Source organism: Bacillus sp. JJ634, assembly GCF_036962285.1.
Lineage (GTDB): Bacteria > Bacillota > Bacilli > Bacillales > DSM-1321 > Peribacillus > Peribacillus asahii_A.
Window position 1 is genome coordinate 1 of sequence record NZ_JBALMU010000208.1, and the last position, 1,632, is coordinate 1,632.

At 31.9% G+C, this 1,632-nt stretch carries 1 protein-coding gene; it reads right to left on the reverse strand.

Features of this window, described 5'->3' with window-relative positions:
* Nucleotides 1–160: 160 nt before the first annotated feature.
* Nucleotides 161–1,632: DUF4179 domain-containing protein (locus V7068_RS21975; RefSeq protein ID WP_499714549.1), on the reverse strand; the 1,472-nt coding region annotated here is incomplete at its 5' end.

A 1,632-nucleotide genomic window follows, 5' to 3' on the forward strand; every position in this document is an offset into this window, starting at 1 on the left:
CCTATAGTTGAATAAGATCCCCAAAGGGATATGTATACAAAACTAGTCAACATAAGGAAATGTTATCGGTATGGAAAAAGGATCTTCGATTGGAAGATCCTTTTTTACTGCTTGTTCAATTAAATCCCCTTTAAATTAAAGGGGATTTATCTTATCTATCTTAATCATGATTTAAATAAATAGGAATGAAAGACAAACCCTTTTCTTTTCTAACTTTTTCAGCTGTTTCTGGATTTTCAGCCTGAATTTCACCAAGAATACCAGATTGTGATATGGTAACTTCAATAACCTTTGAATTTTCATGATTCTTCACTTTTCCTATTACAGTTCTTCTATCAATTGAATATTCTTTTGAATGTTTTTCAAGATATAAATCCATTTCTTTCATTTCATCATTCGACAGTGGTTCTGCTGTAAATCCATTTTCAGCTAACAATGCGTCTATATTTGTTTTTTCATTACCTTCCGATTGTTTTTCTATAGTCCCATTCTTATTTAATGGTATTTTAATATCATCACCAACTTCAAGAATGCAGTCTTGGCGATCCTTAACCGGAGCAAAAATCATTATATATTCGTCCTTTGCTCCCTCTACTTCACCCTTACTAAAAATTGGCTCCACTTTTTTGCCTGCTGATTTCAAAAATACACCAGATTTTTTATCGTCAACGATATAACCGTATTTTTTATCTATTTTCCTTGCATTAAGAAATTTTTGTTCTAATTTACTCATTACCCTGTATTGCATTCCTCTTTCATCCGTTTGGAGTTTCGTGTCAGATCCAGTGACAATCACTCTTGTTTCTAGCGCCGAAAACTCTACCTTTTTAATCTTGTATGTTTCTCCTTCAAAAGAGAAATTTTTGTTTATTTCTACTGTTTTTCTTTTTGATATGGCAGATTTATCGAGTTTGAAACTAAGTGGCCAAATCGTATGAACTGTACTAGCCCCGTTGTCATCATATATTGTCAAATTTTCAATTTCTAAACGAATGTCCTGTCCTTCATATTCTTTTATTGATTCAAGAGATTCTGCCTCAGCCACTTTGTTTTCCTTACTATCGTAATACCTGCTTCCCCAACCCACATTCTTTAATTTTTTTCGTTCATTTCCCACAATCAGGTTGATCGAAGTATCGCCTTCAAAAATATCGAGATAATAGTTCTTTAAATTTGTTTTTTCACTTCGATAGGTCAGTAACAGTTTTGTCTCCTTATCATCCATCACCACCATTTCAAAATGCACTGTAATGTCATGCTTCTTATCATAAAATGTTTGATCAAGAGCTTGACCATACCCTTGGTTTATTGCAGTCCTAACACCTGTATCATCAATATGTTTACTCGAAAATATTTTATCATAAACCTCTTGAATAACTGCAAATGCGGGTGTAAAAGTAAATGTCGAAATAATAATCAAGCACACTACTATAGCTAATGAAAATCTTTTATAAAGAGTACTTCTTTTGTTAAAGGTGCTAACATTTATCTTTTTGCTATGTGTTGATATACTAGAGTACTTATTTCTCTCATTAGATTCCAAATTTTCAATATCAACTAAAATTCGGTTTTTTAGTTCTTGTTTTTTTGTTTTATTCCACATTAAATCGGAATTTAGCTTTTTTAAGGGAT